The organism is Rhizobium sp. CF142 (genome assembly GCF_000281145.1).
Taxonomy (GTDB): Bacteria; Pseudomonadota; Alphaproteobacteria; order Rhizobiales; family Rhizobiaceae; genus Rhizobium.
Genome location: NZ_AJWE01000105.1, coordinates 20,486 through 46,728, shown reverse-complemented (window position 1 = coordinate 46,728; position 26,243 = coordinate 20,486). Strand labels below are relative to the sequence as shown.

At 60.0% G+C, this 26,243-nt stretch carries 24 protein-coding genes; 13 read left to right on the top strand and 11 right to left on the bottom strand.

The features are described from left to right. Positions 1-113: 113 nt before the first annotated feature. Positions 114-1,379: a glycerate kinase type-2 family protein gene (locus tag PMI11_RS24595; RefSeq protein ID WP_037072037.1), complete on the top strand. Its 1,266-nt coding sequence runs from the start codon at positions 114-116 to the stop codon at positions 1,377-1,379. 36 nt (positions 1,380-1,415) lie between these two features. Here the strand turns inward: PMI11_RS24595 and PMI11_RS24590 are convergent, their stop codons facing one another. Then, positions 1,416-2,273: an urea carboxylase-associated family protein gene (locus tag PMI11_RS24590; RefSeq protein ID WP_007822588.1), complete on the bottom strand. Its 858-nt coding sequence runs from the start codon at positions 2,271-2,273 to the stop codon at positions 1,416-1,418. A 145-nt stretch (positions 2,274-2,418) separates the two neighbouring features. Here PMI11_RS24590 and PMI11_RS24585 point away from each other — a divergent pair, with 145 nt between their 5' ends. Further along, positions 2,419-3,288, top strand: a complete 870-nt coding sequence (locus tag PMI11_RS24585) for a LysR substrate-binding domain-containing protein (RefSeq protein WP_007822586.1) — start codon at positions 2,419-2,421, stop codon at positions 3,286-3,288. Between the two features lie 7 nt (positions 3,289-3,295). On the opposite strand, the gene PMI11_RS24580 is transcribed toward PMI11_RS24585, so the two are convergent. Continuing rightward, positions 3,296-4,867, bottom strand: a complete 1,572-nt coding sequence (locus PMI11_RS24580; RefSeq protein ID WP_037072035.1) for a diguanylate cyclase domain-containing protein — start codon at positions 4,865-4,867, stop codon at positions 3,296-3,298. Positions 4,868-5,293: 426 nt separating this feature from the next. Between PMI11_RS24580 and PMI11_RS24575 the strand changes: the two genes are divergently transcribed. From PMI11_RS24575 to PMI11_RS24550, 6 genes are all read left to right on the top strand, one after another. Continuing rightward, a complete protein-coding gene (locus tag PMI11_RS24575) occupies positions 5,294-6,319 on the top strand; it encodes an ABC transporter substrate-binding protein (RefSeq protein WP_007822576.1) in 1,026 nt (341 codons plus the stop codon). A gap of 41 nt (positions 6,320-6,360) precedes the next feature. Then, positions 6,361-7,239: an ABC transporter permease gene (locus PMI11_RS24570; protein ID WP_007822575.1), complete on the top strand. Its 879-nt coding sequence runs from the start codon at positions 6,361-6,363 to the stop codon at positions 7,237-7,239. Next, entirely contained in the window at positions 7,215-7,955 is a 741-nt protein-coding gene (locus PMI11_RS24565; protein ID WP_007822574.1) for an ABC transporter ATP-binding protein, read from the top strand. Before PMI11_RS24570 ends, PMI11_RS24565 begins: the two co-directional genes overlap by 25 nt. Positions 7,956-7,974: 19 nt before the next feature. After that, complete coding sequence (locus PMI11_RS24560; protein WP_007822573.1) at positions 7,975-9,351, top strand: LLM class flavin-dependent oxidoreductase; 1,377 nt, start codon at positions 7,975-7,977, stop codon at positions 9,349-9,351. A gap of 96 nt (positions 9,352-9,447) precedes the next feature. Further along, on the top strand, positions 9,448-10,521 hold the full coding sequence (locus PMI11_RS24555) for an LLM class flavin-dependent oxidoreductase (RefSeq protein WP_007822572.1): 1,074 nt from the start codon (positions 9,448-9,450) through the stop codon (positions 10,519-10,521). A gap of 130 nt (positions 10,522-10,651) precedes the next feature. Beyond that, a complete protein-coding gene (locus tag PMI11_RS24550; protein WP_037072033.1) occupies positions 10,652-12,022 on the top strand; it encodes an IS1182 family transposase in 1,371 nt (456 codons plus the stop codon). Positions 12,023-12,164: 142 nt separating this feature from the next. On the opposite strand, the gene PMI11_RS24545 is transcribed toward PMI11_RS24550, so the two are convergent. Next, entirely contained in the window at positions 12,165-13,760 is a 1,596-nt protein-coding gene (locus PMI11_RS24545) for a DHA2 family efflux MFS transporter permease subunit (protein WP_007822569.1), read from the bottom strand. A gap of 23 nt (positions 13,761-13,783) precedes the next feature. Beyond that, a complete protein-coding gene (locus tag PMI11_RS24540) occupies positions 13,784-14,992 on the bottom strand; it encodes an HlyD family secretion protein (protein ID WP_007822568.1) in 1,209 nt (402 codons plus the stop codon). Positions 14,993-15,128: 136 nt separating this feature from the next. On the opposite strand from PMI11_RS24540, the gene PMI11_RS24535 reads away from it, so the two are divergent. Both PMI11_RS24535 and PMI11_RS24530 read left to right on the top strand, forming a co-directional pair. Continuing rightward, positions 15,129-15,776: a TetR/AcrR family transcriptional regulator gene (locus PMI11_RS24535; RefSeq protein ID WP_037072031.1), complete on the top strand. Its 648-nt coding sequence runs from the start codon at positions 15,129-15,131 to the stop codon at positions 15,774-15,776. 169 nt (positions 15,777-15,945) lie between these two features. Then, complete coding sequence (locus PMI11_RS24530; protein WP_007822566.1) at positions 15,946-16,176, top strand: BrnA antitoxin family protein; 231 nt, start codon at positions 15,946-15,948, stop codon at positions 16,174-16,176. A gap of 92 nt (positions 16,177-16,268) precedes the next feature. Here PMI11_RS24530 and gfa read toward each other — a convergent pair whose 3' ends face one another. The 5 genes from gfa to hppD all read right to left on the bottom strand — a co-directional run bounded on the left by gfa (position 16,269) and on the right by hppD (position 21,498). Then, positions 16,269-16,841 (bottom strand): S-(hydroxymethyl)glutathione synthase, encoded by a 573-nt coding sequence (gene gfa, locus PMI11_RS24525; protein WP_007822565.1) that lies wholly within the window; start codon positions 16,839-16,841, stop codon positions 16,269-16,271. Positions 16,842-17,253: 412 nt separating this feature from the next. Continuing rightward, positions 17,254-17,886 carry a maleylacetoacetate isomerase gene (gene maiA, locus PMI11_RS24520; RefSeq protein WP_007822564.1) on the bottom strand — a complete coding sequence of 211 codons (633 nt, stop codon included), beginning with the start codon at positions 17,884-17,886 and terminating at the stop codon, positions 17,254-17,256. Continuing rightward, positions 17,883-18,908 carry a fumarylacetoacetate hydrolase family protein gene (locus tag PMI11_RS24515; protein WP_007822563.1) on the bottom strand — a complete coding sequence of 342 codons (1,026 nt, stop codon included), beginning with the start codon at positions 18,906-18,908 and terminating at the stop codon, positions 17,883-17,885. Before PMI11_RS24515 ends, maiA begins: the two co-directional genes overlap by 4 nt. Before the next feature lie 49 nt (positions 18,909-18,957). Further along, positions 18,958-20,319, bottom strand: a complete 1,362-nt coding sequence (gene hmgA / locus PMI11_RS24510; RefSeq protein ID WP_007822562.1) for a homogentisate 1,2-dioxygenase — start codon at positions 20,317-20,319, stop codon at positions 18,958-18,960. A gap of 69 nt (positions 20,320-20,388) precedes the next feature. Continuing rightward, positions 20,389-21,498: a 4-hydroxyphenylpyruvate dioxygenase gene (gene hppD / locus PMI11_RS24505; RefSeq protein ID WP_007822560.1), complete on the bottom strand. Its 1,110-nt coding sequence runs from the start codon at positions 21,496-21,498 to the stop codon at positions 20,389-20,391. A gap of 127 nt (positions 21,499-21,625) precedes the next feature. Here hppD and PMI11_RS24500 point away from each other — a divergent pair, with 127 nt between their 5' ends. Further along, positions 21,626-22,126 (top strand): Lrp/AsnC family transcriptional regulator, encoded by a 501-nt coding sequence (locus PMI11_RS24500; protein ID WP_007822559.1) that lies wholly within the window; start codon positions 21,626-21,628, stop codon positions 22,124-22,126. Between the two features lie 14 nt (positions 22,127-22,140). Here the strand turns inward: PMI11_RS24500 and PMI11_RS24495 are convergent, their stop codons facing one another. Beyond that, positions 22,141-22,602, bottom strand: a complete 462-nt coding sequence (locus tag PMI11_RS24495; protein WP_007822557.1) for an Lrp/AsnC family transcriptional regulator — start codon at positions 22,600-22,602, stop codon at positions 22,141-22,143. 119 nt (positions 22,603-22,721) lie between these two features. Here PMI11_RS24495 and PMI11_RS24490 point away from each other — a divergent pair, with 119 nt between their 5' ends. Further along, on the top strand, positions 22,722-23,513 hold the full coding sequence (locus PMI11_RS24490) for a phenylalanine 4-monooxygenase (protein WP_007822555.1): 792 nt from the start codon (positions 22,722-22,724) through the stop codon (positions 23,511-23,513). A 121-nt stretch (positions 23,514-23,634) separates the two neighbouring features. On the opposite strand, the gene PMI11_RS24485 is transcribed toward PMI11_RS24490, so the two are convergent. Continuing rightward, entirely contained in the window at positions 23,635-24,660 is a 1,026-nt protein-coding gene (locus tag PMI11_RS24485) for a substrate-binding domain-containing protein (protein WP_007822549.1), read from the bottom strand. A gap of 299 nt (positions 24,661-24,959) precedes the next feature. Here PMI11_RS24485 and PMI11_RS24480 point away from each other — a divergent pair, with 299 nt between their 5' ends. Beyond that, on the top strand, positions 24,960-26,225 hold the full coding sequence (locus PMI11_RS24480; RefSeq protein ID WP_007822547.1) for an ABC transporter substrate-binding protein: 1,266 nt from the start codon (positions 24,960-24,962) through the stop codon (positions 26,223-26,225). The last annotated feature ends 18 nt before the right edge of the window (positions 26,226-26,243 follow it).

The window sequence follows — 26,243 nt, the reverse complement described above, 5'->3', positions numbered from 1 at the left end:
TCAATCACACCGAACGGATGGGGACGGCTCCTGCATTGACAAGCGATATGTCGACAGCCATGCCTACAAACGTGGAAGCCATCCTTTCTGCCCGTGTCTCCAGAGAGATCATCATGTCCATGCCCTCCCCTCGCGATTTCCTGACTTCGCTGTTTTCCGCCGCCGTGCGCGCCGCCGATCCGCTGACCGGCATTACCGCGCATTTGCCGGAGAAGCCTGATGGCAGGACAGTCATAATCGGTGCCGGCAAGGGTGCCGCACAGATGGCACGCGCGCTGGAAAGCGTGTGGGACGGACCGCTCGAAGGCGTGGTGGTCACCCGCTATGGCTACGGTTGCGAGACCGATCATATCGAGATCATTGAAGCTGCTCATCCGGTTCCCGATGCCGCCGGCCTTGCCGCCTCCAGACGATTGATGGAGACAGTCGCCGGACTGGGTGAGAACGACCTCGTCATCGCACTGATCTGCGGCGGCGGCTCGGCGCTCCTGCCTTCTCCACCGGAAGGGCTGACGCTGCAGGACGAGATCCTCTTGAACGAGTTGCTTCTTGCTTCTGGCGCACCGATCTCGGCCATGAACGTCGTGCGCAAACACCTCTCGACTATCAAGGGCGGGCGGCTGGCTGCTGCGACCAAGGCCCGCGTCGTCAGCCTGATCGTCTCTGACATTCCCGGCGACAATCCCGCCCATGTTGCCTCAGGCCCGACCGTTCCCGACGGTTCGACCCGGCACGATGCGCTTCAGATCATCCAGCAGTACAGCCTCAAGCTGCCGCAGGCGGCTATCGATCATCTGAACTCCCCCAAAGCCGATGCGCCACGGCCGAACGATCCGGCCTTTGCCCAGCATGAGCACTACATCATTGCCTCAGCCGGCGTATCGCTGGAGGCAGCCGCCGACCTTGCACGTTCGAAGGGAATCACGCCGGCGATCCTGTCGGATTCCGTCGAAGGTGAATCGCGCGACGTGGCGCTAGTACATGCGGCGATCGCTCGCGAGGTCGCCGGCCGCGACCGGCCCTTCACGAAGCCGGCCGTCATTCTCTCCGGCGGGGAGACGACGGTGACGCTGCGCGCCAAGGACGGCAAAGGCGGCCGCAACGGTGAATTCGCGCTGGCGCTCGCATTGGCAATCGACGGGCACAACACCATCCACGTACTCGCCGCCGACACCGACGGTATCGACGGTTCGGAAAACAATGCCGGCGCATTTTCCGACGGCGGTACCGTCAAGCGGCTGCGCGCCGCCGGCTTCGACCCGCGCCGCGTACTCGACGGCAATGACAGCTATTCCGGTTTCAAGGCGATCGGCGACCTCTTCGAAACCGGCCCGACCGGCACAAACGTGAATGATTTCAGGGCAATCCTGATCGTCTGAGCGCTCTTCTACGAAAGAGCCGTTCGACTTACCGATTTATCGATGCGTCCTCGGATAGGGATTTCGCTCCGGCGACGCCCAGTTGGCGAGTGTCGCGGGATCGGGCTTCCAGATCTCGACCTTCAACGGATAGCATGCGGCCATATCGCTGGAATGGCTTGCACCACAATCGCCACCTGGGCAGGCCGACAAGGCGCCGAGAAGATCGATCTCGGCAAAGAATTCGATGAAATCTCCCGGCCTGACGGGGCTGGCCTTCATGAAATACTGGTGCGTGTCCCTGGTGAAACCGGTGCACATGAAGACGTTGAGCACGTCATGCACATGCATCTCGGCCTGCTCGAGCGGCATGCCGCTATCGGCAGCGAGCGCCCGCGTCAGGTTCGAATGACAGCAATGATGGTAGTCGCTACCCTTTAGCAATCGGTTCGTATAGGGATCGCAGCGCGTGCCGATGACATCATGAATGCCGGCACCGTCGTCATCCCAGCCATACCAGCCGAGGCTGTCATAGGTGATCGTCGCCATAGGGCGCAGATACGGCAGCGTGCTCCAGAGACGATCGCCGACACCGACATGGGTTGCGTGCAGAGCCCGTGTCTTGCCGCTGAAAAACCGTTCGGTAAGATCGGCAGCGTTCCACAGATTGAGGTCACCGACCTGCGGACCGTCGATGCTAACGATGCGAAAGAAATGCCCCTGTGGAACGTGGAAGCTGCCTGCCTCGCGCGGTGGCACAATCACCTCGCCGACCTTCGTCAGCGTTTCGCGGGCGGCCTCGAGCAGACCGAGATCGGCAGACGGCAGGGTCTCGACGGGATAGACAACCACGGGCGGTGCTGACCGCCGCTCGGCTGCGTCAGATGGAATTGGCACTATCGACTGCTTCGACATCCGGTTAGTTCCGCTCCGCTGGCGATCTTCCGGTGCTGCGCCCGGTGACACGCAATAAGTCGCCGAGCACTCTTAGCGAGGCTGCGCCATTGGGCAACCGAGATGATCCTTGCCCTCTGGGCAAGTTATGCTTAGTCATCCTGCCATGAGAAACCTTCCTCTCGCATCACTGCGGGCGTTCGAAGCCGCCGCACGCCACGAAAGCTTCGTCCGGGCGGCTGCCGAATTGAACCTGAAACCGGCCGGCATCAGCCAGCATGTGAAGGCAATGGAGAATTGGCTCCGCATCCCCTTGTTTCTGCGTCATAGCCGTGGCGTGACGCTGACAGCCGCCGGCAGGGAATTCGGTGCAGCCGTCACGCATGCGTTGGAGCATATCGAAGTCGCCGCCGGGCAGTTGAGGCTGGAGGTAAACAGCCGCCCGGTCAGCGTTGCGTGCATTCCCTCGATGGCAGTGCGATGGCTCATTCCGCAGCTGCCGAGACTGAGAATTGCTTATCCAGATATCAGGATCAACATCGTCTATGCGCTCGATGCCAGGACGCCCGAAGCGGCAGGTGCCGATCTCTTGGTCTGCCACGGCGTGCGGCCAAGCCCCGGTGCCATCAAGCTCCTGGATGCCGAGACCAGACCGACCTGTTCGGCGGAATTCCTCGCCCGGCATGGCCCCTTTCACAAGCCAGCTGACCTGCTCGCCTGCGAAATCTTGCATGACGAGACGGTCGATGCCTGGGCGCGCTGGTTGTCAGGCGCCGGTATCAATTCCGCGCCGAAGGCCGGACCTGTTTTTGCCGACTTCAATCTCATGATCGGCTCGTTGATCAGCGGCCAGGGTATCGGACTTTGCCCAACCGAGCTGATCGCAGAGGAGATCGCGGCGGGCTCGCTGGTTTCCCTCTTCGAGAGGGCTTCCGATATGGACAAGGCCTACTGGCTCATCGAGGCAAAGGGCCTCTCGCGCGAGGCAAGAACGTTTCGTGATTGGCTGCTTGCAGCTAGGCAGGACGAGAACTGACGGGCGATCAGGCCTTGGCCCGCTTCGGAACAGGCAAATCCTGAGGCGTCATGCGCCAGATGTTGCGACCATCGGCCTTGGCGCGATAGAGCGCCCGGTCCGCCTCCTGCATGAGCGCTTCGCGGTCCACTTCGTCAGCCGCAGCAATGCCGATACTGATGCCGAGACGTATGGCAAGACCGTTGATTGTAAAAGGCTGCTCGAAGGCGCCGATGCAGCGCTCGGCGACATCAATGGCCTCGCTTCTTTTTCCCATCATCAGGATTGCAAATTCATCGCCCCCGAGGCGGGCAACCAGATGACCTCGCGCATGCATCTGCAGCCGATTGGCAACATTTTTCAGCACTTCATCCCCGGCAGCATGGCCAAACGTGTCATTGACGGGCTTGAACCCATCCAGATCCAGACAGCAGATAATGACCTTTTCCCGGTCCTCCGATGCAAGGGCTTTTTCGAGCGCCTTGTAGAATTGCATCCTGTTTGGCAGACCTGTGAGAATGTCGTGATGCGCCAAACGATTGGCTTCAGTCTCGGCAAGAATTCTGTCGCTGACATCGGCCGCGGTGAGCAGCAGCCGATGCTCGGCCCCTTCGTGGAGCTGACGAACATAGATCAGCACGTGGCGCTCTGATCCGTCCCGCGTCGTCTGTCGCCAGATCGTCCGCGCATCACAGTCACCGTCAAGATGAAGGAGGACTTTCTCGAATTCCTGGAGTTCGCCGTCGACATGCATGTCGCAGGCTCGCTTCGACAGTAGCGTCGCAGGTTGGAAGCCATAGAAATCAACAGCTGCTTGGTTGGCCTGCAGAATGGTAAGACTATCGCCATCGCACAAAAGCATGGGCATGGGATTGGCGTTGAACAATTGGCGAAGCCAGTCTTCCCGCTGCTTGAGGCCGGTAATATCGATACGCATGCCGATCGCGCCGCCGTCGGGCGTGCGCCGGTCGTCGTGGCGCAGCCATCGGCCATCCCGCAACTGCTGCTCTTCTTGCGAAACCGGCTGACGAAATTTCTGCATGCGGGCGCTGAACCACGCCTCCTTGTCCTCGACGAGCTCGCGCATCCCATCGCCGGCGAGACTGGTCCTCAATATATCCTCAAAGGCGACACCGGGCCTGAGATGCTCGGCTATATCAACGTAAAGCTCGGCATATTTCTGGTTCCAGAGAACATAGCGGTCGTTGGCGTCGAACACGCAGACCGCCTCCGGCAGCATCTCGATGACATAGCGCAGGCGCAGATTGGCTTCGCGCGCCGCATAACCCGCAGGACGCTCGTCATCCACCGGCTCGAGGAAAGCAGCCGTGACCGTCTCCGTGCCCGTGGGCCAGCTCATGACCTGTACACGGCATAGCCGACGATGACCGGAACGATCACTGATGAAGGCAGTGGAGACGCCCGAGAGCAACGGCCATTCCGGCATGAGTTCGGTAATACCCACGCCGGCGAGCCGGTCTTCAAGATGGAGGAGATGCCCGGCTTCGGCATTGGCAAAGATGACATGGCCGGTGGTGTCGAGCACGAGCACCGCCATCGGACATGCCTCCAGGAATGCAAGGATCTCAGCACCAAGCATCGTTAGTCCAACCGTAAAGTCGCTTCAGCAGATCTTTCGGATGTGACTTTAACAGCGGAACGTAAAGGAATGTAACCAAGCCTCACAGTGCGAGAATTTCATACACACTCCGAAGCAAGACAAGGTTTCTCGAGAGTTAACAGAAGATCCTGATGTAATGTTCCACGACGAAAAGGCTTGGGCATTGCATTGGCTTCACTGCTCTGACCCGATCTCATCACAACGCAAGGCTGCGACTTGTCGCCTGAGCAGGAAATCGCAATACGCTCAACAGGCAACGCGCGAGTCTGTCACGCCTGCACAATTGGTAGGATTTTTCATGAACCGGCGAACGAAAGAAATAAATAGTCTATAGATTTTATAGAGAATTAGCCACCCTTCCCGTCATCGCTTCCTGACATTGCAACCTAACGGGAAACATCAACGATGACATTGGCAAAAACATTGGGAACGGCTTTGCTCAGCCTCATCTCCCTCGGCATGTTCAGCAACGTGGCGGTGGCCGAAACGAGCACGCCGCTGCTCGACAAGGTGCCATCGGGAACGGTCCTGACGATCGGTGATCCGGTGACGCAGAAGGCCCTTGAGGTTTCCGGCCTCATCAAGGAACTCACCTTCGAGGTCAAATGGGCCAATCTCAGCGGCGGCCCGCAGACTTCCGAAGCCTTCCGCGCGCACGCGCTCGATGTCGGCTCTGTAGCCGAAATCCCGTCGATCTTCGCAACCTGGAACAACCTGCCCGTCCGCAACATCGCCTATCGTGAACGTAAGGACCCGATTGCCAATCCAATCTACCGTTTCGGCATCGCGCCTGGCGTCGACGTCAAGTCGCTCGCAGATTTCCGCGGCAAGCGCATCGCCTTCAGCCCCGGCCAGGCCCAGGGCACGCTCGTGCTCCGCGCGCTCCATGCCGCAGGCCTGACGAAGAAAGACGCCACGCTGGTCGAGCTGCCGAGCACCGGCGATGTCTATCCAAAGGCACTCGCCAGCAAGCAGGTCGATATCGCGCCGCTCGGCGGCGTCAATATCCGCCGCTACATCAGCCAGTATGGCTCCGATGGCGCAAACCTCGTCGAGCACGGCCTGCGTGACGACCCCGCCCATCTCTATGCGCCGCAATGGGTGTTGGACGATCCCGCAAAAGCAGCCGCCCTTGCCGAATATGTCCGCCTCTGGGCGCGCGCAACCGAATGGGTCGATCAGAATCCCGAGATCTGGATCAAGGAATATTACATCGGCCAGCAGGGCCTGAGCCGCGAGGATGCCGAATTTCTTATCAAGCTCGCAGGCACCCAGGTCATCCCCGACAGCTGGGCGGACGTGAAGAAGCGCCATCAGGAAACCATCAACCTGTTGGCCGACGAGCTTGGCTACAAGCCCTTCGACGTCGAACAGATCTTCGACAACCGCTTCGAAAAAATCGCTGCCGGCGCTCTGCCAAGAAGCCAGTAATCGCGCGTGCCGTTCCATCGCGAAGAGAGGAGATCGCAAGCATGGCAACCACCTGGGATGCGGATAACGTCAAGACATCACTGAGATCGTCGCGCGGAAGCGCTGGTGTCACCGCCACGGCAAAGCCCTCAGCCTCCCGCGCCCGCCGCAGGCTAGGCCCCGGACGCGAGATACCCTTCGGACTGCAGATCGGTCCGGCACTGCTGGTGCTGGCCTGGGTTGTCGGATCGGCATTGGGGTGGATCGATCCGCGCATTCTTTCGGCACCCTGGACGGTCGTCGAGGCCTTCGGACGGCTGATCGCCGAGGGCCGCCTGCAGGACAACTTCGTGACCTCTGCGACGCGCGCGCTGCTCGGCCTCAGCATCGGTCTTGTCATCGGCACGGCTCTCGCGGTCATCGCCGGTCTGTCCCGCATCGGCGAGGCGCTGATCGATGGCCCGATCCAGATCAAGCGAGCCATCCCGACGCTGGCGCTGATCCCGCTTTTTATCCTGTGGTTCGGGATTGGCGAAGGCATGAAGGTCACGACCATCGTGCTTGCCGTCATCATCCCCATCTACATCCACACCCACAACGCACTGCGTAGCATCGACAGCCGTTATGTCGAGCTCGCCGAGACACTGCGCATGGGCCAGAAGGACTTCATCTTCCAGGTCGTACTGCCCGGCGCCCTGCCCGGTTTCCTTCTCGGCCTGCGCTTTGCCGTCACGCTCTGCTGGGTGTCGCTCGTGGTGGTCGAACAGATCAACTCCACCAGCGGCCTTGGCTACATGATCGATCTTGCCCGCACCTATGGCCAGACCGACGTCATTCTCGTCGGCCTCGTGGTCTATGTGCTTCTCGGCCTCGTCTCGGACGGTCTCGTCCGACTGCTCGAACGGAGGGTCCTGTCATGGCGCCGCACTCTGGCCAATTGAAGCCGGCCGTCCACATCGCAAATCTCGTGCGGCGTTTTGCGGCGAAGACGATCCTCGACGGCGTGGATCTCGATATCGGCGAGGGCGAGTTCGTGGCCCTGCTCGGGAAAAGCGGATCAGGCAAGAGCACTTTCCTCAAAGCCCTTGCCGGCCTCGACCACGAGGTCGAGGGAACGGGTACGCTCGAGACGCCGGAAAAACTCTCTGTGGTCTTTCAGGATGCCCGCCTGCTGCCCTGGCGCACGGTCATCCAGAACGTCACGCTCGGTCTGCCGGGTGAAACCGGGCAGGAAGCCGGACGCAAGGCGCTCGCCGAAGTCGGTCTCGAAGGACGGGAAACTGCCTGGCCGAACCAGCTTTCCGGCGGTGAGCAGCAGAGGGTCGCGCTCGCCCGCTCGCTGGTGCGCGAGCCGGCCCTGCTGCTGGCGGACGAGCCCTTCGGCGCGCTCGATGCGCTGACCCGGCTGAAGATGCACGACCTTTTGCGGGAGCTTTGTGCGAAACACCGCCCCGCCGTTCTGCTCGTCACCCATGACGTCGATGAGGCGATCTCGCTCGCCGACAGGATCCTGGTGCTCGACGAGGGCCGTTTCGTGGAGGATCTGTGCATCGACTTGGCCGTGCCCCGCGATCACGGCGATCTGCGCTTCGCACAGATCCGAACCCGTCTTCTGAGCCGGCTCGGGGTTGATGCCCCCGGCCGCCGCGCCGCCTGAACCAACGGAGATCGTCATCATGGCCAGTCAGAAAAGACAGATACGGCTTGGCGCATTCATCATGGCAACGGGCCATCATATCGCCGCCTGGCGCCACTCGGACGCGCAGGCCGATGCCGGCCTCAACATCGATCACTATCGTGACCTCGTCCAGACGGCCGAACGTGGCAAGTTCGATCTCGTCTTCGTTGCCGATAGTCCCGCCGGCTGGGAGCGTGCCAAGGATCCGGAGGCGCTACGCCGCACGGCGCAAGGCGCCCATTTCGAGCCGGTCACCCTGTGGGCGGCGCTTTCGCAGGTAACAAGCCATATCGGCTTTGTCGCGACCGCATCCACGACCTACGAAGATCCCTATCTGCTTGCCCGCAAATTCGCCTCGCTTGACTATATTTCCAAGGGGCGTGCGGCCTGGAATGTCGTCACCACAGGCGCCGATGTCTCCAAGAATTTCTCTATCCCTGGCCACCCGGCCCATGCCGACCGCTATGCACGGGCCGAGGAATTCGTCGACCTGGTGAAGGGCTTATGGGATTCCTACGAGGACGATGCCTTCATCCGCGACAAGGAAAGCGGCGTCTACCTCGATCCGGACAAGGTGCATCAGCTCAATCACAAGGGCCAGTTCTTCAGTGTCAGCGGCCCCCTGAATGTCGCCCGCCCCGTCCAGGGTTATCCCGTCATCGTCCAGGCCGGCGCATCCGAGCCCGGACGCGAGCTCGCAGCGCGCACCGCCGAGATGATCTTCACCGCCAACCAGACGCTGGAAGACGCTCAGGAATTCTACTCCGACGTCAAAGGACGTCTTGCCCGCTATGGACGCGGCCCAGACGAACTGCTGATCAGCCCCGGCATCTTCCCGGTGCTGGGCGGCACGGAGGCTGAGGCCAAAGCAAATTACGACTATATCCAGTCGCTCGTTCACCCCTCGGTCGCCTGGAACATCCTGTCACGCCACTACAAGGGCGTCGATCTCTCCGGTTATTCGCTCGACGATCCGGCTCCGCCGCTTCCTGACAACACCGAGCTCAACAAGAGCCGCCTGAAGCTGGTCACCGATCTGGTCTCCCGCAACAATATGACGCTGCGCGAATTCTACCTGGCGGTCGCCACTGCCCGCGGCCACCGCACGGTGGTCGGCACGCCGGAACAGGTGGCGGACGCGATGCAGGAATGGTTCGACAATGGCGCCGCCGACGCCTTCAACATCATGCCGCCGGTCCTGCCAACGGGATTGACTGATTTCGTCGATCAGGTCGTGCCGATCCTGCGCAAGCGGGGCCTCTTTCGTGAGGAATATGAAGGCACGACACTGCGCGAGAATCTCGGCCTTCGCCGCCCGCCGAATGGCTTGGCGCTCAAGGCGCAGCAGGGCGAAGCGGCCCGGGCGGCTGGGTAATTCATCCATGCAGAGACACGGGGCAGCCGGGCTCGCAGGAAAGCCCGGCCGCCCTATCCTTGACAATCCAATCATAGAGAACCGCAGGCGCATCGCATGAGCAGCAATCCGGAATTCCTCTGGTACATCCCCAATGCCGTCAAACCCGGCCACCGCGGCGATTCGGCGGCAGAAAACCACAACAGCCTGGAAACGCTGACGAGCCATGCCAAGGCACTCGAAGAGCACGGCTGGAAGGGCGCGCTCATCGGCACCGGCTGGGGTCGGCCGGACACCTTTACTCTGGCAACTGCACTTGCGGCACGGACAACAACCTTCGAGCCGCTGATCGCCATCCGTCCCGGCTACTGGCGGCCGGCGAATTTTGCCTCGGCCGCCGCCTCGCTCGATCATCTCACCAGCGGACGTGTGCGCGTCAACATCGTCTCCGGCAAAGACAATCTGGCCGCCTATGGCGACAGCGAGGGCGATCAGGCGCATCGCTACGGCCGCACCAAGGAATTCATGCGGCTGGTGCGAAAATTATGGACCGAGGAAAACGTCACCTTTGCCGGCGAGCATTTCGGGGTCAGCGAATCCACCGTCGTTCCACGCATCGCGGCTCGCGGCGAGCGCCGCCATCCGAAGCTCTATTTCGGCGGCGCATCGGAAGCGGCCGAGCGCGTCTCGGCCACCGAAGCCGATGTCCAGCTTTTCTGGGGCGAACCGCTCGATGGCGTGCGGGAACGGATCGACCGTTTGAAGCGGCTGAGCCGCAATCTCGACCGCGATCTGCCACCGCTTCAATTCGGGCTGAGGATTACGACGCTGGTCCGCGACACGACAGAAGAAGCTTGGGCCGATGCCGAGGCGAAGGTCGCCGAAATGGCAGAAAACAGCGGTGCCGGCTGGCACGACCACCAGCGGGCCGTCGCCGTCGGGCAGCGGCGCCTGCTCGACCTTCATCAGCGCGGTGAAGTGCTCGACGACAATCTTTACACCACGCCCGGCAAATTCGGCGGCGGCGGCGCAGGCACGACCTGGCTGGTGGGTTCCGCTGCAGATGTCGCCCGCTCATTGCGCAAATATCAGGAGCTCGGCATCAGCCATTTCGTGCTCTCCGACACGCCCTATCTTTCGGAGATCAAACGGCAGGGCGCGCAACTGCTGCCCTTGCTCAAGGCCGCATAACGGCGCCTGAAAAGCATATCTCCATCATCGCTAATCGGGCTGCCCGAGACGCAAAAAACAGGCCCATCGGGCCTGCTCAGACTGCTGACAAACCCCTGGTCTGGCCCAGGGGTTTGTGATTCAGTGTGCTATGCTGAAGAAACCTGCTCCCGAACAGACGGCTCTCGAGATGGTGACGCTCGATCAGCTTGTTCCGAAGGATCACCTGCTTCGCAGAATAGATGCGGTGATCGACTTTTCCTTCATTCATGACCGTGTTGCCGGGCTTTACTGCACCGACAACGGCCGCCCGCCGCTCGATCCGACCTTGATGTTCAAGGCACTGTTCATCGGCTACCTGTTCGCAGTGCGCTCGGAGCGGCAGCTGGTGCGGGAGATCGAGGTCAACGTGGCCTATCGCTGGTTCTTGCGGTTGAAGCTGACCGATGGCGTGTTCGATGCCTCGACATTGTCGCAGAACCGGCGGCGGCGCTTCAATGACACCTCGGTTGCCCAGGACATTTTTGACCATATCGTCAGCCAGGCGATCGCCCACAAGCTGGTCGATGGCACGGTGCTTTATACGGATTCGACGCATCTGAAGGCGAATGCCAACAAGGGCAAATATGATCTTGCTATGATCGAAAAGTCGCGCTCCGATTATTGGGCCGATCTCGACCGGGCGATCGAGGCGGAACGGGCGCTGCACGGCCAGAAGCCGTTGACGGAAAAGGACCGCGAGCCGCAGGTCAAGGAGACCAAGGTCTCGCGCACCGATCCCGACAGCGGCTATATGGTGCGCGACGGCAAACCGAAGGGCTTTTTCTATCTCGATCACCGCACGGTGGACGGCAAGCTCGCCATCATCACCGATACCCATGTCACACCCGCCAATGTGCACGACAGTATCGTCTATCTCGAGCGGCTGGACCGTCAGCGCACCCGTTTCGCCTTCGACATCGGCGCGGTTGGCCTGGATGCGGGCTATGCCACGTCCGGCATCGCCAAGGGTCTGGAAGACCGCCATATCCTCGGTGTCACCGGCTATCGCACTCCCACCCCGCCGAAGGCCGGCATGATGCGCAGGTCGAAGTTCGTCTACGAGCCTGAGACGGACGGTTGTCGTTGCCCCGAGGGACAACTGCTCGCCTATGCCACCACCGACCGCAACGGCTACAAACAATACACATCCGATCCGGCTATCTGCCGCGACTGTCCGTTGCTGGCCTCCTGCACGTCGAACGCCAAGGCAATCCGCACGATCACCCGCCATGTCTGGGCCGATGCCAGAGAGCGCACCGATGCCAACCGCCTGACGGCCTGGGGCAAGGCGATCTACAAGCGCCGCAAGGAGACCGTCGAACGCTCGTTTGCCGATGCAAAGCAGCTTCACGGGCATCGCTATGCCCGCTTCCGAAGTCTCACCCGCGTCGCATGCCAGTGCCTGCTGGCTGCCGCCGCCCAAAACATCAAGAAGATCGCAATGGCGTTGACCAGAGCGCCGAATCCCAGCATGGCGTGAGCCGATACGCCGGTTTTCTCTGCGCCAATATCCTCCAGCCTAAAAATCCAAGCCACAAAAACAAAACCCGCCGAAAATATCGACGGGTTTGTCAGCAGTCTGAACAGGCCCATCGGGCCTGTTTCTATTTCGGTCGGGTACCTCAATGGGCGCCCGCACCCCCGCCGGCCTGCGGCTTCTTGGTCAGAAGCAAGGCAATTGCCGCCAGCGCCAATACCACGCCGATGACCGCAAACGTATCACTGAAACCCATGATGAGGGCCTGGCGCTTGACGATCTGGCCGAGCACGACGATCGCCTTCTGCGATGCGACAGCCGGATCGGTGACCCCGTGCTGGGTGAAGTAACCGGTGAGCTGGGTCAGGCGGTCGCGCACCTCGTCCCGGGTCAATGTGATCGACTGGCCGATGATATTCGAGTGGAACTGCTCGCGCTTCGTCAGGATGGTGCCGAGTGAAGCCGTGCCGATCGCACCACCGAGGTTGCGCAGCATGTTGGTGAGGCCCGAGGCAGCAGCGGCATCTGCAGGCGCAATGCCGGCCGTGGTGATCGCGGTGATCGGGGTCAGCACCAGGGCCTGGCCGATGGCGCGCACGATATTCGGAATCCAGAACTGGTCGCCGGCATTGTTGGCCGAGAGCGTGATGTTCATGAAGCAGCTGATTGCGAAGATCGAGATGCCGAGAAAACCGATATAGCGGGCATCGAAGCGCTTCATCAAAACCGGCACCAGCGGGATGAGCAAGAGCTGTGGCAGGCCGGTCCAGGCAAGCACATTACCGATCTGCTCGGCATTATAGCGCTGCACCTGGCCGAGATATTGCGGCAGGATATAGACCGTGCCGAAGAGCGCCACACCGACCAGCACGTTGACCAGCACGCCGATGCCGAAATTGCGCTGTGTGAGCAGGCGCAGCTTTACCAGCGGCTTCTTGACGGTGAGCTCGATCCAGATGAAGGCGACCAGGAAGACGAAGGCCACGATGCCGAGCTTGACGATGAAGGGCGAAGAGAACCAGTCGTCCTTGTTGCCTTCTTCCAGTACGGTCTGCAGCGCCGAAAGGCCGATTGCCATGGTGACGATGCCGGCCCAGTCGCCCTCCCTCAGGAGATGAAGCTGCATCGGCTGCTTCTCAAGCGTCAGAGCGAGAGCCGCCGCCATGATGAGGCTCGGGATGGTGTTGATGAAGAAGATCGTCTGCCAGCCGTAATTCTCCGTCAGATAGCCGCCGATTGTCGGGCCGATGGCCGGGGCGAAGGTGACCGACAAGGCAAAGACGGCAAGGCCGAGCGGCTGCTGGCTCTTCGGCAGCTTGGTCAGCACCATGGTGAAGGCCATGGGGATCAACACGCCGCCGGCAAAGCCCTGCAGGCCGCGCAGCAGGATCATCGTGCCGAGATCATGGGCGAAGGCACAGGCCATCGAAAAGAGCGGAAAGAGGATGGAATTGACGAGGATATAGCGGCGGAACGAGAAGACATTGCTGAAATAGGCCGTCAGCGGAATGACGACGATCTCACCGATCAGATAGGAGGTGGAGATCCAGGCGCCGTTATCGACGCCTGTGCCGATGCCGCCCTCGATATCAAGGAGAGAGGCATTGGTGATCTGGATATTGAGAATCGCCATGAAGGCGCCGATCATGCCGGCGAGAACGGCAATCCAATCCCTTGTGCTGGCCTTGGTGCTGGCGCCCGGCTGCGGGATGGCGCCCGATGTTGTTGCGATACTGGACATGACACGGTCTCCTGCCCCTTCGCTTAGTTGCTGGTAGCATCGACCTTGGTGTCGATGCTCGGCTGGACGGACATGCCTGGGCGCAGATCGCCCTTTTCTGCGGCATCGCCATCAAGCACGATCTTCACCGGGATGCGTTGGACGACCTTGGTGAAGTTGCCGGTGGCGTTGTCGGGCGGCAGCAGTGCGAATTCCTGGCCGCTTGCCGGCGACAGGCTGTCGACATGGCCGTGATAGGTGCGGCCCGGGAACATATCGACCTCGATGGCGACAGGCTGGCCGGCATGGACATCGGTCAGCTGTGTCTCCTTGTAATTGGCTACGATATAGGCAGCTGTCGTCGGCACGACTGCCATCAGTTGGGTGCCGGCCTGAACATACTGGCCGACGCGCAGCGTACGGTTGCCGACCGTGCCATCGACGGGCGCAACGATCGTCGCATAGGAGAGGTTGAGCTCAGCCTGATGCGCGACGGCCTGGTCATGGGCAAGTGTCGCCTTGGCCTGGGCAAGCTCGGCATTCAGCAGCTCGACCTGCTTCGTTGCGGCGTCGAGGGCGGCGCTGTCGCGTACGATCGTGGCCTGGGCGGCGGCGATTGCCGAAGCCGCCTGCTGGGCGGTCTGAACTGGCGCATAACCGTTGGTGGCCAGGTTCGTATAGCGCTTGTTGTTCTGTTCCGCGAAGGTCTCGTTGGCTTGGTCAACGTCGAGCGTGGCGCGAGCGGCGGCGATGGTCGACTGCTGGATATCGAGCGAAGCCTGCTTGGCGTTGACGGTTGCTTCGGCAGCGGCGACATCGGCCTTTGCCTGATCGAGCGCAGTGCGGAAATCTCGATCGTCGATGCGAGCGAGCGGCTGACCGGCCTTCACCGCCTGATTGTCGGCAACCAGGACCTCCATAAGATAGCCTGAAACCTTCGGGGAGACCGTGGTGCTATCGGCTTGGACATAGGCATCGTCGGTCGAGACCTCGAAGCGGCCGACCGTCCAGTAATTATGGCCGTAATAGGCGCCTGCGGCGATGATGGCGATGGCGGCAACGCCGATCAGCAGCGAGCGGCCGCCGCGCTTGCGGACCGGTGCCTCTGTGGCGGACGCGGCAGCAGGCTCGGTGACACGCGGCGTCTTGCCGGCGTCAAGCGTTGCAGGTGTGGCTTCAGCGGTGGTTTCGGTGGCCGGTATATCGGCCGGGACACCGTTGTTGTTCAGAGCATGCAGCTTTGTGACGGACATCGTCTCTCTCCTTGTGGAAGGTCGCTGTCGTCTTGGCCGCGGCCTTTAAATTCGGCTCAAGTCAAATTTAGGAAACTTGATGTTTTCCAAAATATGGGCTAAAAAAGAGAAGTCAACAAGAATTTGGAAAATCACAATGGTCCAAAATCACAATATCGAGAAGAAGCCACGTGGCAGGCCGCAGGTGCGTTGTGACGAGGATACGCGCGGCGTGCTCATCGAGGCCGCCAACAAGCAGTTTCACGAGAATGGTTATGCCGCGGTCAGCATCGCCGCGATCGCCCAAGAAGCCGGCGTTTCGACGAAGACGCTCTATCGCCTCTTTCCAACGAAGGCAGATCTGTTTTCCGAAATGGTCTCGGATCGTACTGGACGCTTCCTCTTGGCGCTCGATCCCGGCACACTGGCGACGGCCGAGCTCCGCCAGGGGTTGGAACGCATGCTGATGGCCTATGGCATGCTGACGCTTTCGCAGGACACGATTACGATTACCCGCCTCGTCATCGGCGAATCCGACCGCTTTCCCGAACTCGCCACCTCGTTTTACGAGAAGGCGATCGTGCGCACCAACACGTCGATGGAAAACTGGCTGCGCCGCCAGGTGGAACGCGGGCTGATCAAGCTCGAAGATCCGCACGCTGCCTGCGGCATGCTGCGCGGCATGATGATCATGGAACCCCAACGCGCCGCCATGCTGCGCCAGCTGCCGGCGCCCAACATCGAAGAGATCGCCGCAAGGGCGAGAATGTGCGCGGATATATTCCTGAAGGGATGCGCGGCTTAGGGACGTGGGACATGCAGGATTGAAGGAGGGCTCTCCCTGAGGTGGGCGGCAGTTTTCCTACTCTTGAAGATCGCCTCCGGTGTTTCCACTTGACGATGCGACAGATCCTGTCGACAAACCCGGTCTCGAGCTCGAATGGTCCGGCTCGAAAAACCAGGAAGAAACGCGCATGCGCACCCCGAGACGCCCCGCTAACCCGCATGAAGCGGCCGAGGCCCTGTTCAAACCCGTCAAGAAACCGGCGACATCGGCCGTCGAGCGGCCCACCCTGCCCAACGTCAAGGAACTTGTGACCTTGAAGCTCGACAGCGAGGTTCTCGCCCACTTCCAGGCCGACGGCTCAGGTTGGCAGGAGCGCATCAACGACGCGTTGCGGGCAGCGATAACGAACAAGGGCTGACCCGCATCTGGGCGAAGGCGTGTCGAGCGCCTTTATCCTGGAGCACCGCCGCGAGAATCGCGACGGTACCGAAAGCGAATTTCCGCGACGTGTCAGGCCGCGAGAACCCCCGCCTTTTTCGCCGTCCAGGTGGCGATCAAGTCCATCAACCCGGGCGACAGGCAATCGTAAGGCTCAAGCCCAACCTCCTTGAGACGCGACCGTACGGCGCCCATCTTCCCAGGATCGTATCCGCTTTCGATAATGGAAGACACGAAGGCGGCAAAGCCGGGTCCTGCCCAACCTCTTTCCTGGAACCGTTCGGGATGGACGAAGGAGAGCCCCTGAAAGGCGTGATCGCGCTCGACAGGCCCGTACATGTGGACCCCGCAATCCTTGCAGGCATGGCGCTGGATCAGCGCGGACGCGTCGACAACTGCCAGCTTGTTTCCGTTCTCCAGAACCTCGACATTCGCCGTTGGCGCGACGGCAACCACGGAAAAGACCGCACCCTGCGGCTTCCAGCATTTCGTGCAGCCGCAGGCATGGTTGTGGGCAATATCGCCCTTGACGCGGACTTTCACCGGATTGCTCGCGCAATTGCATACTAGCGTGCCGCCGGCAAATGACGCATCGGTCGCCCGGTATCCTGAATCCACGATTGGGTGGATCGCTACATTGTTCATGCGTTGTCTCCTTCCCTTCCTGGGCCGAGGCGGGATGCCGCGGCCAAGCCCTGTGTCATCGCGCGAACCGCTCGACGGCCAGCGTGAGACCTCCTCCTGGGATGAGTATATCACCACGCCGCCGATATCGTCCGCTCCTCTTCTGCTGATGCCACGCGATCAGCGTGGTATCCAAATCGACTTTGCGAAGCGCGGTCAGCGGTCGGTGCGACGAGCGCCACGAGAGACGTCGCGAGCCATCCGGTGATCTCGACCTAACTCAACTGATGCAGCAGGGTTCAGCCCTTGGCCTCGGCACCGGAGAAACATAGCAGCATGCGGTTGAGAAGATCGGCGGGAAAAGCGGTGGTCGCAATTGCCGTGCGCCACCTCATCGGTCGTGCTCCCGCGCACTCCAAACGTGCCCTTTGCGTTAAGGTTTCGCGCGGTCAGGATGGGCAGCCTGGAAGGCTGGCAGTTTGGCGCATTTGCCATCGATGTCGACGATGCGCTTGAAATCGGTCATGTCCACTCCCCAGCGGCGCGCATTGTAGACCTGCGGAACAAGACAGAGGTCCGCCATCGTCGGTGTATCCCCAAAGCTGAACCCTTTGTCGGCTGGGTCGATCATCGCTTCCAGCTTACGAAGTCCGTCCGTGATGAAATGCTTCATCCATTCCTCGCGGGCCTCGGTCTTGTCCGTTACGGTCATGAGATGCGCCACGACATGGGTGTTGCATATCGGATGAATGTCCATGGCGATCGCGTATGCGAAGGCGCGCACTTTCTGACGATCGGCAATATCGGCTGGCAGCAATCCGCATTCCGGCCGAACCTCGGCCAGATACTCGATAATTGCCAGCGACTGGGTCAGAGTTTTCCCGTCGACTACCAATGTCGGCACGAGCCCCTGCGGGTTGAGCGCCAGATATTCCGGCTTCCTGTGCGCTCCCTCCAACAGGTTGATGGACACTGTTTTGTAGTCGATCGCCAAGAGATTGAGCGCAATGCGGACGCGATAGCTCGCCGATGACCTCCAGTAATCGTAGAGAACAACCTCGTTCATTGCACCCCAGCTCCCCCGTATCTTTCGACCGTCTGCTCGATCGCCCCGAAGATCGAATGGCCGGCACGATCCTTCATCTCGATGCGCACCTGATCCCCGAACTTCATGAATGGAGTCTTCGGCGATCCGATCTCGATCGTCTCAATCATCCGTATCTCGGCGATGCATGAGTAGCCGTCCCCTCCGTCTTCGATGGGCTTGCCCGCTCCGCCATCCAGCTTGTTGGAAACCGTTCCCGAGCCGATAATCGTTCCGGCCACCAGATTGCGGGTTTTGGCCGCATGGGCGATGAGCTGACCAAAATCAAACGTCATGTCGATGCCGGTATTCGCCTTGCCGAATGCCTTGCCGTTCAAGCTGACAAGCAGCGGCAGACACACTTTGCCGCCATCCCACGACTCTCCGAGCTCGTCCGGCGTCACCGCGACCGGAGAAAATGCCGATGCCGGCTTGGACTGGAAGAAGCCAAATCCCTTTGCCAGCTCGTCCGGTATGAGACCGCGCAGCGACACGTCATTGACGAGCATCACCAGACGGATGGCATCGCGCGCAGCTTCCAGACCGGAGCCCATGGCAACGTCACCGGCGATGACGGCAACCTCGCCCTCCATGTCGATCCCATAAGCCTCGTCAGCCACCACGATCGGATCTCGCGGCGCGAGGAAACCGTCCGAACCACCTTGATACATCAGCGGATCGGTCCAGAAGCTCGCCGGCATCTCGGCGCCCCGCGCCTTGCGTACCAATTCAACATGGTTGAGATAGGCTGAACCGTCGGCCCATTGGTAGGCCCGCGGCAAAGGCGATGCGGCGTCGTGTTCGTGAAACCGGATCGTCGGCTGGGCACCTGTCTCGATACCTTCGGCAATCTGCGCGAGTCTTGGAGCCACGTGCTCCCAGTCATCGAGAGCCGCCTGCAACGTGCGGGCAATGTGACCGACTTCGGAATAGCGGGTAAGGTCGCGGGAGACGACAATGAGCCGGCCATCTCTCGTGGAGTCTTTTAACGTCGCAAGCTTCATATCCCATTCCCGTGCCAGAGGATGCCTGACCGACCCTCACTTGATGCCATCACTTGATACCGGGGGTTCCGTCGAACTTGCGTTCCAGGCCGTTCCAGCATTCCAGATAATCATCCTGCAGCGTTTCAAGCTCGGCTGCGTATTTCGTCAATTGCTGCGGGTACCGGGTCTCGAACATGAAGGCCATGGTGTGATCCAGCTTCACCGGCTTGAGCTCGGCATTGGATGCCTTTTCGAAGGCAAGCGCGTCCGGCCCGTGGGCGAGCATCATGTTGTGCAGGCTCATGCCGCCGGGGACGAAGCCCTCCTCCTTGGCGTCATACTGGCCATGGATCAAGCCCATGAACTCGCTCATGATGTTGCGGTGGTACCAGGGCGGACGAAAAGTGTGCTCGGCCACCAGCCAGCGCGGCGGAAAGATCACGAAATCGACATTCGCCGTGCCTGCATCTTCGGTGGGCGCGGTCAGCACTGAAAAAATCGACGGATCGGGATGATCGAAGCGGATCGCGCCAACAGGAGCAAATGTCCGCAAATCGTATTTGAAGGGGGCGTAGTTGCCGTGCCAAGCCACCACATCGAGCGGTGAGTGGCCGATATCGGTAACATAGAATTTTCCGCACCACTTCACATGGACGCGACAGGGTTTTTCCTTGTCCTCGAAAGCGGCGACGGGCGTCTTGAAGTCGCGCGGGTTTGCCAGACAGTTGGCGCCGATGGGTCCGCGGTCCGGCAGGGTGAATTTCGCGCCGTAATTCTCGCAGATATAGCCACGCCAGACCGTCTGCTCGCCGCCCCTCAGAATCTTGAACATCATACCGCGCGGGATGAGGCATATTTCCAGGGGCTCGACATCCATGATGCCCATTTCGGTGAATACCCTGACGGCGCCGAGCTGCGGCACGATCAGCAGTTCACCATCGGCGTTGAAGAAATAATCATCCACCATGTCCTCATTGAAGACGTAAGCATGTGCTGACATACCCACCTGGGTCGTTACATCGCCTGCCGTCGTCATTGTCCGCACCCCCTGAAGAAATGTCAGCTTATCGGTGGGCGTGGGGATGGGATTCCAGCGAAGCTGCCCCAGGGGAAGCGAATGCTCGTCCAGGCAAGGCGCGGTTTTCCAGAGCGGATAGGACGCGTTCGAGAAGCGGCCTGTATGACGCACGCTCGGGCGAATGCGATAAAGCCAGGACCTTTCATTCGTCCCGCGCGGCGCGGTAAACGGCGAGCCGGAAAGCTGCTCGGCATAAAGACCGTAGTTGCATTTCTGGGGGCTGTTCTGCCCCTGGGGCAAGGCGCCGGGAAGCGACTCCGTTTCGAAATCGTTGCCGAATCCCGGCATATATTTCAGCTTGCTTGCCGTCGAGGCTTCACCCTCGGAAGTGTGGATTGATGTCTGATCCATTGCTCAACTCCTCCCCGGAAACTCTCGGCGCCGCGCGTCTTTTCAGATGCGCGAGGTGGCCACGAGAGTTTACTCCGCCGCAGTACCGATGACACCACGCTTAATCTGATCGGCCTCGATCGACTCGAAGAGAGCGCGGAAATTGCCTTCGCCGAAGCCCTCGTCGCCCTTGCGCTGGATAAATTCGAAGAAGATGGGTCCAATCACTGTCTTGGAGAAGATCTGGAGCAGGATTTTCGTCATGCCGCCATTCACCACACCTTCGCCGTCGATGAGGATGCCGTGCTTCTTCATGCGGTCGACAGGTTCGCTATGGCCGTTCACGCGTTCATAGGACATGTCGTAATAGGTTTCCGGCGGACCCGGCATGAAGCGCAGACCATTGTCGGAAAGCTTGTCAGTGGCCTCGTAGATATCTTCCGTCCCAACGGCGATGTGCTGGATGCCCTCGCCCTTGTATTTCTTCAGATATTCCTCGATCTGGCTCGTGTCGTCCTTCGATTCATTCAGCGGAATGCGGATCTTGCCGCAGGGCGACGTGATGGCGCGGCTCACCAGACCGGTGATGCGCCCATCGATATCGAAGAAGTGAATCTGCTTGAAATTGAACAGGTTGCGGTAAAAATCCCACCACTTGTCCATGTTGCCGCGGAAGACGTTGTGAGTGAGATGGTCGAGATAGTAGAAACCGATCCCCTGGGGATGTGGGTTAGGCTCGCCGAGCCAATCGAACTCGGCATCGTAAGCCGATCCCTTTGCGCCATAGGTCTCGACGAAATAGAGCAGCGAGCCGCCAATGCCGACAATCGCCGGAACGTCGAGCGCCTTGTCATCCCCTTCATAGGGAACGGCGCCTTTCGACACCGCGTGATCGAACGCGTGTCTGGCGTCGACAACGCGCCATGCCATCGAGGGAGCGCAGGGACCATGATTTGCGACGAAACGCGCAGCATGGCTGCTGACTTCCGCATTCAGGAGATAGTTGATGTCGCCCTGGCGCCAGACGGTGATGTCCTTCGTCTTGTGCCTGGCGACTGGGATGTAACCCATGCGCGTGAAGAGCTCGCTCAGCTTCTCGGGCTCAGGATGGGCGAATTCAACGAATTCGAATCCGTCAGTGCCGGCCGGGTTGTCGGCGGTAATTTCTGAGGGCGGCGCATCATGCGGAAAAGGGCCCATTTTTTCCTCCTGGGAACTGGACTTTGATATGCAAAGTGTGGCCCAAAACGCATGCAAAGTTCTTGCATTCTTCATGCAAGAGGAAGAGATTATACACGGTTCGTGAGGATTTTGGAGATTTTGCGCAATGGATGAACAGCTCGACAAATTGGATTTGCGCCTGCTCCAGGAGCTTCAAAAAGACGGACGATTGACGAACAATGAACTGGGGGAGCGGATCGCGCTTTCACCCTCGCAATGCTCGCGCCGGCGGACGAGACTGGAGGCTGAGGGATATATTCGCAGCTACCGTGCCTATCTGGATCAACAGAAGCTGGGCCTGGATATGCTGGTAGTCATCTCCGTGACGCTTGCCACCCACAACAGAGATAATGCCCGCAGATTTTCGCAGTTGATCAATGGGCTGCCGGAAGTTCTCGAAGCCTATGCGCTGACCGGTGAAATGGACTATCACTTGAAGGTCGCAACCCGCGGGCTCGCGGATCTCTCCAAATTCGTCAACGACGTTCTGTTACCCCACGAGTCGGTGCAGCACGTAAAGACCTCGATCGTCCTCGACACGCTCAAGACATTCGAAGGCTTTCCGATACACATGCCGGGTCATTGGCATGGCGACAGCACGCGGTGATCTGGCACCAAGCGTCAGAGCGGCAGTTCGGTCGAGAATTTCAGCTCCCGCAGCACAAAGCTCGATACGACTGTGCGCACATGCGGATTGCGCATGAGGTGGCGGGTCATGAAGGCTTCGTAGCTTTCCACGTCCCTCGCCCTTATCTTCAGCATGTAGTCGAAAGCGCCTGACAAGGCATAGCACTCCATGATCTCCGGCCGCTCCAGAACCACCGAAGCGAAAGAGGCGACCGCCTCTTCGTGGTGATCCTCCAGCGTCACATGCGCGATCACGCAGAGCTTGAGATCGAGTTTTCCGGGATCGAGTAGTGTCACACGCTTGCGGATGACACCGTCGGCTTCCAGTTCCTGGATCTTCCGCCAGGCCGAACTTTGCGACATGCCGGCCTTTTCCGCCAGGTCTGCCAGCGAAAGACTGCCGTCGGCTTGGATAAGTTGCAGAAGCTTGCGGCGAAAATTCCCAGGTTCTTTCATTTTCCGCACCACGTTTGGGAATATTTGCCATCACTATGGCAATTGGCAGCACGAAAGAAAAGAAAATCCTCCAAATCCGGGGGATAATGGCAGAAACGCTATCCCGGGAGGATCAGAATATGACCAAGGAAAGCAGCTACACCGCCAAATTGCCCGGCCCTGATGGCTCTTATGCCTATACCCCTGAAGAGGATGCGATTTGGGGTGAACTCTACCGGCGTCAGATGAAGCTGCTCGCCGATACGGCCTGCCGCGAATATCTTGATGGCGTGATAATGCTAGGGCTGAAGCCCGACAAGGTGCCTCAGCTTCTCGATGTGAACAGACGCCTGAACGAGACCACCGGCTTCGGCGTGGAAGGCGTGCCGGCGCTCATTCCACCCTCGCGCTTTTATGAACTTCTGTCACAAGGCAAATTCCCGCTCGCAACCTTCCTGCGCCGTCGCGAGCATATCAACTATATTGAGGAACCGGACCTGTTCCACGAGGTTTTCGGCCACTGCCCGATGCTCACCAACCAGAGCTATGCCAATTTCGTTCGGCATTTCGGCGAGACAGCAGTCCACCTCGGCAAGGGCTATTCATGGCATCTGTTCCGCATCTTCTGGTTCACTGTCGAGTTCGGCCTGATCAATACGCCGCAGGGCCGCCGCTGCTTCGGCGCCGGCATCGTCTCATCGCCAAGCGAAGCGAAGGCGGCGATGGAAGGCAAGGCATGCGAATTTCGGCCGTTCGATTTGTTGAGCGTGCTCAGGACGCCCTACCGGATCGATATCCTCCAGCCGATCTACTACGTCATCGACAGCTTTGCCGATCTCGAAGCGATCGTGGAGCAGGATATCGAAGGCACGATCCTGAAGGCAAAATCGCTGGGTGATTTCGCCCCCACTTTCGAGGCCAAAGCTTCGTGAATCGCTGACAATATCGCGGCCGGTCCCGACTCGACCTCGTATCCGATGTCGACGCGCGGGCTCCTGGCGACCGCACAAGACAGCGCGATAATGTCAGGAAGGCTTTACAACCGTCAATCGCTCAGGTCCGGGGCGCCCGCACCGGTCCGGTGGACTCGCGCAGGATGAGTTCAACCGGCCACAATTCGTGAATCTCCGTCGGCGAACGCCCGGCCAAAAGCTGCAGGACGAGATCGGCGCATCGCGTACCAGCCGCACGCATCGACGACCGGGTTGCCGACAGCGAGGGGACCATGTTGTCGGCTGTCAGATACGGAAAGACGTCATCGTGGGCAATGACCGAGACATCGCTGCCGATCTGGAGCCCCAGCGAACGTGCGGCGCGGTAAATGCCGAGCGCCGTCATCATCGACCCCGCGACAAACGCGGTCGGCCGCTTCGGCTGCTCGAGAAATGACCGCGCAAAGCGGAAACCGAGCTCGTCGGTGAAATTGCCGTTGGCGATCAGTTGCGGATCGACCTCGATCCCGTGGCTCTGCAAGGCGCTGCGGTAACCGATGTCGCGATGCAGCGCGTAAGTTGCGCCCTCGCGGCCATTGATCATCGCAATCCTCGTATGACCGAGATCGATCAGATGCGAAGTCGCACGGCGCACAGCCCCTTCATTGTCGATATCGAGCCAGGGGTGCGGCACGTCGATGTCTGAACGGCCATGAACGAGGAACGGCATTCCCAGCTCATGCAGCAGCGCGATACGCTGGTCATTGGGTCGAGGCGAATGCACGATGATCGCATCCACCCGCTGACTTTCCGCCAGCCGTCTGTAGAGTTGCATCTCGGCATCATATTCGGGATTGGCCATCGGAATGACCAGGATATCGGTGTCTTCCGTGATAAGACGCTCCGCCATACCGGCCATGAATTCCGCGAAATGAAACTCGCCGGCACGCCCCATGACGACGCCAATGGCGCCAACCCGGCCGGTCTTCAGTCTGACCGCATTGACGTTCGGCCGATAACCCAGCCGCACCGCCTCTTGGACGACGCGGGCGCGCGTCACCTCGCTTACCTCGGGGTAGCCACTGAGCGCACGGCTGACGGTCGTTGGAGACAATCCAAGTTGTTTTGCGAACTCTTTGAGTTTCATTGACCGAAATAACTTTCATCGCCTGCGCTGCCGGGCATCTATACCATCGGCCTCGCAAATTCCACATTCTATGCCGTCGATTATATTTTCTCAAATCGATTTCAATTTTATCCGCCATCAGATAAAGACCGGCGCGAATTAGGAAATCATGGCATTGGGACTTCTCATTGATTTTCAACGATATTTCGAATTTTCGAACAAGTATAGGTCGCAGTTAAGAACCTCCCTTGACACGGTATCGAGCTTCTGCCAGTTTTTCACAACCAAATCGATTTCAATTTGGTCTTTGGGAGGAGAAAATGAAGTTTCGTTTCACAGCGGCCGCCGTCGCGGCTGCGCTTATTGGCGCGTCAGTTCCGGCCTTTGCCGCCGAGATCAGCATTTCAGCGAGCTCAACCGGCAAGAACCTCGACCTGTTCCGCAAGCAGCTCGATGCCTTCGAGAAGGCGACCGGCAATACGGTCAAGATCGTCACCATGCCATCCTCGTCCACGGAACAGTTTTCGCAGTATCGGCTCTGGCTCGCAGCCGGCAACACGGATGTCGATGTTTACCAGACGGATGTTATCTGGGCCCCGCAGCTGGCAGACCAGTTCGTCGACCTGAAGGATGCCACCAAGGACGTCGTCGGCGACTTTTTCCCGGCGATCGTCGCCTCCCAGACCGTGAACGGCCGCCTGGTCGCAATGCCGCTTTACACGGACGCGCCGGCCCTCTTCTATCGCAAGGATCTGCTTGAGAAATATGGTAAGCAGCCGCCGAAGACCTGGGACGAAATGGAGGCAACCGCCAAGGAAATCCAGGGGAAGGAACGCGCCGCCGGCCAGAAGGATCTCTGGGGTTATGTCTTCCAGGGCAATGCCTATGAAGGCCTGACCTGCGATGCGCTGGAATGGGTCAAGTCCTCGGGCGGTGGCCAGATCATCGAGACCGACGGCACGATTTCGATCAATAACGAGAAGGCTGCGGCGGCGCTCGATCGCGCCAAGGGCTGGATCGGCACGATTTCACCGAGCGGTGTGCTCGCCTATCAGGAGGAAGAATCCCGCGGTGTCTGGCAGACCGGCAACGCCGTCTTCATGCGTAACTGGCCCTACGCCTATGCGCTGGGCAACGGCGCCGACAGCCCGGTGAAGGGCAAGTTCGACGTGACGACACTTCCCGTTGCCGCAGAAGGCGACAAGCCTTCCTCGACGCTCGGCGGCTGGAATCTCGCCGTCTCGAAATATTCGAAGAACCCCGATGTGGCGATCGAACTTGTCAAGTTCCTGACGTCGAAGGAAAGCCAGAAGCAGCGCGCCATCGAGCTTTCCAACCTGCCGACCTTGTCGGCGCTTTATGACGACAAGGACATTGCTGCTGCGCAGCCGTTCATGCCGAATTGGAAGCCGATCTTCGAAAACGCGGTGCCGCGGCCATCGGCTGTTGCCAAGGTCAAGTATAACGAGGTTTCCGCCAAGTTCTGGACCGCCGTGCACAATACGCTCTCCGGCAGCGGTACAGCCGAAGAAAACCTAGAGCTTCTCGAAGCCGATCTGACGACGCTGCAAGGCAGCGGCTGGTAACAAATCAAGGCGGCGGCG

Coding starts and splice junctions, on each gene's coding strand:
- PMI11_RS24595 (WP_037072037.1), top strand. CDS start 114: ATGTCCATGCCCTCCCCTCGCGATTTCCTGACTTCGCTGTTTTCCGCC.
- PMI11_RS24590 (WP_007822588.1), bottom strand. CDS start 2,273: ATGTCGAAGCAGTCGATAGTGCCAATTCCATCTGACGCAGCCGAGCGG.
- PMI11_RS24585 (WP_007822586.1), top strand. CDS start 2,419: ATGAGAAACCTTCCTCTCGCATCACTGCGGGCGTTCGAAGCCGCCGCA.
- PMI11_RS24580 (WP_037072035.1), bottom strand. CDS start 4,867: ATGCTTGGTGCTGAGATCCTTGCATTCCTGGAGGCATGTCCGATGGCG.
- PMI11_RS24575 (WP_007822576.1), top strand. CDS start 5,294: ATGACATTGGCAAAAACATTGGGAACGGCTTTGCTCAGCCTCATCTCC.
- PMI11_RS24570 (WP_007822575.1), top strand. CDS start 6,361: ATGGCAACCACCTGGGATGCGGATAACGTCAAGACATCACTGAGATCG.
- PMI11_RS24565 (WP_007822574.1), top strand. CDS start 7,215: ATGGCGCCGCACTCTGGCCAATTGAAGCCGGCCGTCCACATCGCAAAT.
- PMI11_RS24560 (WP_007822573.1), top strand. CDS start 7,975: ATGGCCAGTCAGAAAAGACAGATACGGCTTGGCGCATTCATCATGGCA.
- PMI11_RS24555 (WP_007822572.1), top strand. CDS start 9,448: ATGAGCAGCAATCCGGAATTCCTCTGGTACATCCCCAATGCCGTCAAA.
- PMI11_RS24550 (WP_037072033.1), top strand. CDS start 10,652: ATGCTGAAGAAACCTGCTCCCGAACAGACGGCTCTCGAGATGGTGACG.
- PMI11_RS24545 (WP_007822569.1), bottom strand. CDS start 13,760: ATGTCCAGTATCGCAACAACATCGGGCGCCATCCCGCAGCCGGGCGCC.
- PMI11_RS24540 (WP_007822568.1), bottom strand. CDS start 14,992: ATGTCCGTCACAAAGCTGCATGCTCTGAACAACAACGGTGTCCCGGCC.
- PMI11_RS24535 (WP_037072031.1), top strand. CDS start 15,129: ATGGTCCAAAATCACAATATCGAGAAGAAGCCACGTGGCAGGCCGCAG.
- PMI11_RS24530 (WP_007822566.1), top strand. CDS start 15,946: ATGCGCACCCCGAGACGCCCCGCTAACCCGCATGAAGCGGCCGAGGCC.
- gfa (WP_007822565.1), bottom strand. CDS start 16,841: ATGAACAATGTAGCGATCCACCCAATCGTGGATTCAGGATACCGGGCG.
- maiA (WP_007822564.1), bottom strand. CDS start 17,886: ATGAACGAGGTTGTTCTCTACGATTACTGGAGGTCATCGGCGAGCTAT.
- PMI11_RS24515 (WP_007822563.1), bottom strand. CDS start 18,908: ATGAAGCTTGCGACGTTAAAAGACTCCACGAGAGATGGCCGGCTCATT.
- hmgA (WP_007822562.1), bottom strand. CDS start 20,319: ATGGATCAGACATCAATCCACACTTCCGAGGGTGAAGCCTCGACGGCA.
- hppD (WP_007822560.1), bottom strand. CDS start 21,498: ATGGGCCCTTTTCCGCATGATGCGCCGCCCTCAGAAATTACCGCCGAC.
- PMI11_RS24500 (WP_007822559.1), top strand. CDS start 21,626: ATGGATGAACAGCTCGACAAATTGGATTTGCGCCTGCTCCAGGAGCTT.
- PMI11_RS24495 (WP_007822557.1), bottom strand. CDS start 22,602: ATGAAAGAACCTGGGAATTTTCGCCGCAAGCTTCTGCAACTTATCCAA.
- PMI11_RS24490 (WP_007822555.1), top strand. CDS start 22,722: ATGACCAAGGAAAGCAGCTACACCGCCAAATTGCCCGGCCCTGATGGC.
- PMI11_RS24485 (WP_007822549.1), bottom strand. CDS start 24,660: ATGAAACTCAAAGAGTTCGCAAAACAACTTGGATTGTCTCCAACGACC.
- PMI11_RS24480 (WP_007822547.1), top strand. CDS start 24,960: ATGAAGTTTCGTTTCACAGCGGCCGCCGTCGCGGCTGCGCTTATTGGC.